Origin of the sequence: Kocuria nitroreducens (assembly GCF_042879195.1) — a bacterium.
GTDB classification, from domain to species: Bacteria; Actinomycetota; Actinomycetes; order Actinomycetales; family Micrococcaceae; genus Kocuria; species Kocuria nitroreducens.
This window is the reverse complement of the sequence record NZ_JBHZTC010000049.1, coordinates 1-4,550: the sequence shown is the minus strand read 5'-3', so window position 1 is coordinate 4,550 and position 4,550 is coordinate 1. Positions and strand designations below refer to the sequence as shown.

At 63.5% G+C, this 4,550-nt stretch carries 5 protein-coding genes; 2 read left to right on the top strand and 3 right to left on the bottom strand.

Annotated features, from left to right (window positions below):
* Positions 1-1,187: 1,187 nt before the first annotated feature.
* Positions 1,188-1,760, bottom strand: coding sequence for a hypothetical protein (locus ACFYE1_RS17165; protein WP_387745665.1), 573 nt, complete (start codon positions 1,758-1,760; stop codon positions 1,188-1,190).
* A 367-nt stretch (positions 1,761-2,127) separates the two neighbouring features.
* Between ACFYE1_RS17165 and ACFYE1_RS17160 the strand changes: the two genes are divergently transcribed.
* Together ACFYE1_RS17160 and ACFYE1_RS17155 are read left to right on the top strand one after the other, a co-directional pair.
* Entirely contained in the window at positions 2,128-2,670 is a 543-nt protein-coding gene (locus ACFYE1_RS17160; protein WP_387745663.1) for a GNAT family N-acetyltransferase, read from the top strand.
* 268 nt (positions 2,671-2,938) lie between these two features.
* Positions 2,939-3,385 (top strand): hypothetical protein, encoded by a 447-nt coding sequence (locus ACFYE1_RS17155; RefSeq protein WP_387745660.1) that lies wholly within the window; start codon positions 2,939-2,941, stop codon positions 3,383-3,385.
* A 29-nt stretch (positions 3,386-3,414) separates the two neighbouring features.
* On the opposite strand, the gene ACFYE1_RS17150 is transcribed toward ACFYE1_RS17155, so the two are convergent.
* Positions 3,415-3,693, bottom strand: coding sequence for a hypothetical protein (locus ACFYE1_RS17150; protein ID WP_387745657.1), 279 nt, complete (start codon positions 3,691-3,693; stop codon positions 3,415-3,417).
* 171 nt (positions 3,694-3,864) lie between these two features.
* Positions 3,865-4,550: IS30 family transposase (locus ACFYE1_RS17145; protein ID WP_387745654.1), on the bottom strand; the 686-nt coding region annotated here is incomplete at its 5' end.

Genomic DNA, 4,550 nt, shown 5'->3' with positions numbered 1-4,550 from the left:
CGCTGTCACCCGTTCGTGTGGACCAAGACCAGCACCGAAATCCTCAAGAAAGCCAACCGCTCAACGACTTCAAATACGGGCCACTAGCAGCTGGTGGCGGCGTCACGATTTTCAACTCGGCCGAAGTGTTGATGGCGCCATCTACTGGCTAGGCGTGAGTCTCCTGATTGTTGGTGTGCTGATGATCTTTGTGGGGTTTCGGATGGTCCGCCAGTCCTTTCCCGACCATGAGCGATCCAATCCCGCCGATGAGGAGTTCCAGCGTCAACGAGTGGAGCAGATGGAAGAGCGCGCGCGGAAACGGCGTGGAGCGCGGGAAAGTAGGCGCGACAAGAACCCCGGTGGTTTCCAGGGCAGGGCTTAAACGATGCGGAGGCCAACCCCCGCTGCAACGCGTTAGGCCAAGTGGCGTCGGTGTTGCGCCAGGACTAGCCGCAGGTAGTGGCCAACGTCCACGGGCGTGCCTCATCTCGCGGACTAGATTTTCACGGATAGTGCCGATTAACGCGCAGAGGGTTACGATGTTGTGCTCAGGCAGTGGTGTCCCGATCAGTGCTCAATGGAACTTTTCCGACGATTGCTAATATCAATATGATCAGCAGTCCCCCGTTTAGGCCGATCAGCATTCCAAGCACACTAGGAAGGCCCCGGTCCATGAGTAGCAAGAAAAGTACGCCAAGTGCTTGAAGTGCTATCAGGGCCCATATGTACCCAATTTTCGTCGCTTTAAGGTTCATTGTGGAAACCCCCCTCGTTGCCGGGCTTCCCGTTCGAAACATTTCCGCCGATCGGGGCATTCGCTTCACCACGGCGTTTCTGACGGACTTGCCAGATTTGAAGCAAGAGAGGCGGAGCGAACAACACTGCTACAACGACACTAATCGTGCGCCCGATGTCCCAACCGGTCATGAGACCGAAAAGTAGCTGGGAAAACAGCATAAGCCCGGCCAAGCCGACGAACCACCACCGCCAGTTCGATTGTGGGGTGTGGCCAGAGCTCACTGAGGTCTCCCTTCGGTCACGTACATCAGCCAAACATGCATTGTTGTGAATGGAAACGAGTTGGTTGGGGCTCTTCAGTACCTGTGGTTGCGGCTTCGAACCCCTCATGCAATTCTGCAGACTTCACAGATCATCGGAGCTACGGCAGTCTCCGCGAGGATGCGCGCATCGCGCAGCTTCCTCAATTACTGGCACTGAGACTGTTGGCCGTCAGTTTGGGCTTGGGTGTGCAACACCTTCAGGTAGGTCAGGCTTCGGCGGAGCCGGAAGGCCGAGACCAGCGCCATGCCTATCGGGGCGCCGAGAAAGCTCAACCACGGAGCTTCCGGACGGATGAGCAGGCCCAGGACGACTCCCAGGATGAAGGAGATGAGCACCACGAACATCTGGATCTCAGTGCAGGCAACCGCCGCCGCGTTGGCCCGTACCCCCGGATCCACCGGCACTGCTCTGGTTGTGGTGACCGACGAGAGCGCCCACTTCCACCGCTCCTGACTGACCCGTTTGTCCAGTCGAGGCTGCGACGGCTGCACGAGGTACTGGACCAGCCCGGCCACCGCAAAGAGCGAGAAGACGGCCAGGAACCACCATCCGTCCCCCGTTCCGCCAGGCAGGATCACAGCCACCAGCGGAGGACCGGCCACAGCGACCAGGACAGTCGGTATGGAGCGCACGGCCATCTGACCGACCGTGGGTGCTGCAGGGCTGTCGATCAGTTGCGTGTGGGCCTCTGCGTCGCCGCTACTCGTCACGCTCACGACGCTACCGGCCGGTTCGTGCGGGAACCACGACGCACAAGAGGGGAACGCCTACCGCATTATCGTCCTCGTAGATCCGCTGATAACCGGCCCTATGTGGAGTGGCGGTTGCTCGTGCATCAGAGTTGGGAGCAGCCGGCGATCCAAACCTGGGAGATGCACTGATCGAGCGGGCTCGTCAACGCGCAGTTCCTGCCCTCATCGACGTCTTCAACTGATGTCCCCGCGCCAGTCGACAGGAACCGCGTAGCGCACCTCACGAAGACGTTGGATGCCTCTCTCCGGACGCACGAGTCAGGGATCGGTCAGCAGGCCGCAGCTCTCGGATCAGGCAAGGCATCGAGGTGCGTTGCGTAGCATTATTGCCGTGGCCGCTGAACAAACCTCCTCTGTTGTGCTGGTCGCCGTGGATGACACCGTGCTGGCGCAGCTCGTCCGTGCCGCGACCACTGATGCCGGGGCTGATGAGGTGACTCCGCCGCTAACGGCCGGCCGAGGATGGACATCGGATCGAGTCGCGTGGCTACGTGACTTCCACCGTGTCCGTCGCACCGGACTGGCCGGGCCGGCCGGAGAGGCAACCTGGGCCGTGGTCGCCGACGAGTGGGTCGTGGGTTCCGTGCGTCTCAAGCACACTGATGAGCATGGCGTCCTGGAGATGGGCATATGGCTGACTCGTAGCGCCCGTGGTCGTGGCGTTGGGCGAGCGGCCTTGACTGCAGCTCTGCGTCGGGCCGCTTCACTCGGGGCGTCTGGAGTGCGGGCGGACACCACCGGCTCCAACGCGGGTGCCCTGGTCGTGCTGCGCCGTTTGGGATTCACCCTCATGCCAGCCGACGACGTTCAGAACATCCGAGCGCTGATCCTGCTCGATCCCGAGGGGAACTGCTGCATGCGAAGTGATATCTGAGCCATCATGTCCGAAAAGTCTATTATGTAAAGTAGTGGAAATGGGCTACCCTGCACCTGGTGTCCACAGGCCGACGAGCGACTGCACAGTCGCACCCCGGACCTCGGCAGTGCCCGTCTCATGGGCAAGCCAAGTCAACATCACCTGCTCGTACGGCAGTTCCGGCCTCTCGATCCGGGCTCTGTCCGCCAAGCACAGGGTCCACCGGCGCACGGTGCGCCAAGCGCTGGCCGATGCGAGGCCGTCGGCGCGGAAGGTCCCTGAGCGGGTGGCCCCAGTGCTGGGCCCACAGGTGGCCACGGTGCGCCGATGGCTGGTCACCGACCAGGAGGTGCCGCTCAAGCAGCGCCACACCGCCCGGCGGGTGTACCAGCGCCTTCTCGAGGAGGAAGGGGTGGTCGTGGCCGAGTCCACCGTGCGGGCCCTCGTAGCGGAGCTGCGCCGGGAGATCACTGATCAGTGCCTGCAGGTGAAGGTGCCCCAGACCCACGCCTCGGCCCAGGAGGCCGAGGTCGACTTCGGGGAGTTCGCCGCGGTGATCGGTGGGGTGAGGATGAAGCTGTGGATGTTCATCCTGCGCCTGTCGCACTCGGTAAGGCCGAGCAACAGGCCAACAACCCCAGACCACGACAGGCGCCATCACAGCCTGCTCGTGAGCGCCCGCACCGGTAACCACAACACGGAAGCTATCGACGGCGTCTGGAATCCAAGCTAACCCCCCCCCTGCCGCCAGGGGATCAGCTTTTACCCGCCGTTGACACCCTGTCCATCGGCGGGCGATTCCGGCTCAGTGGGCCACTCCAGCCCGTATGCCTCTACGAGTGCCTGCGGGGAACCGTACTGGTTCGGGTCCTCACCGGCGCGCTGGGCGGCCGCTACTGCCTCAAGGAGAGCTTCAGAGCGCACTTGCATCCACGGGCCATCGAGGAGAGCCTGCTCGATTTCCGCCTGGAACTCGGAGTTGAGGGCAGCCCATTTCGCTTGGGCCCACATTTCCTCGGGACTCTGCTGGTGGTGGGTCATGGTGGTGCTCCTGTCGTGTGGGTACCCTCCAAGGTCCCCAGGTGAGTGACACCCTTGATTTTGTCATCCGTCGAACTATCCAATGCCCTCTGACCTGCCCCATGGACGATCATCGAGAACCGGAACGAGGGAGGGGCGGATTCAACAGCTCGTCGCAACACCGACGTGGTTTCAGCATGACAGCTTTGCGGTGAACACGGCGGCCGGTGTCGCCCATCCGAGGACCTTCCGTGGACGGGTGTTGAGCAGCTGTTCCACCCTGGCGAGATCCCCGGCGGTGTAGACGCTCAGGTCCGTGCCCTTAGGAAAGTACTGGCGCAGTAGCCCATTCATGTTCTCGTTCGACCCCCGCATCCACGGACTGGCCGGGGCGGCGAAGTACACGCCCTCGCTGAACCAGGCAGCCACCAGGTCGTGTCGAGCCGTCTCCGAACCCTGATCCCAAGTCAACGTCCGCCGCGCCGGCTGCGGCAGGCCCTCCACCAGCGCCTCCAGCGCATCGGTCAGCACCTGCGCGGCGTGGCCGTGCGGCAGGTGCACGAGCCGGACGTAGCGGCTGGTGCGGTCCACCAGCGTCCCGATCGCCGAACGTCCCCTCGCCCCCACGATGAGGTCACCCTCCCAATCGCCGATCTGCACCCGCTCCTCGACCACAGCCGGGCGCTGATCGATCAGCAGCCCTGGGGCGATGAAGCGCGGGGTCCGCTGGTCCGGGCGCCGGCGGCGTCGGCGCATCGACCGGCCCGTGCGCAACCGTGCGGTCAGCCGCCGGCGCAGCCCGCGACGAGTAGCGTCCCCTAGCGTGGTGTACGCCGGGCCCTGGGGGCGTGGCGTTCCGAACGTGAGGCGGCCACCGC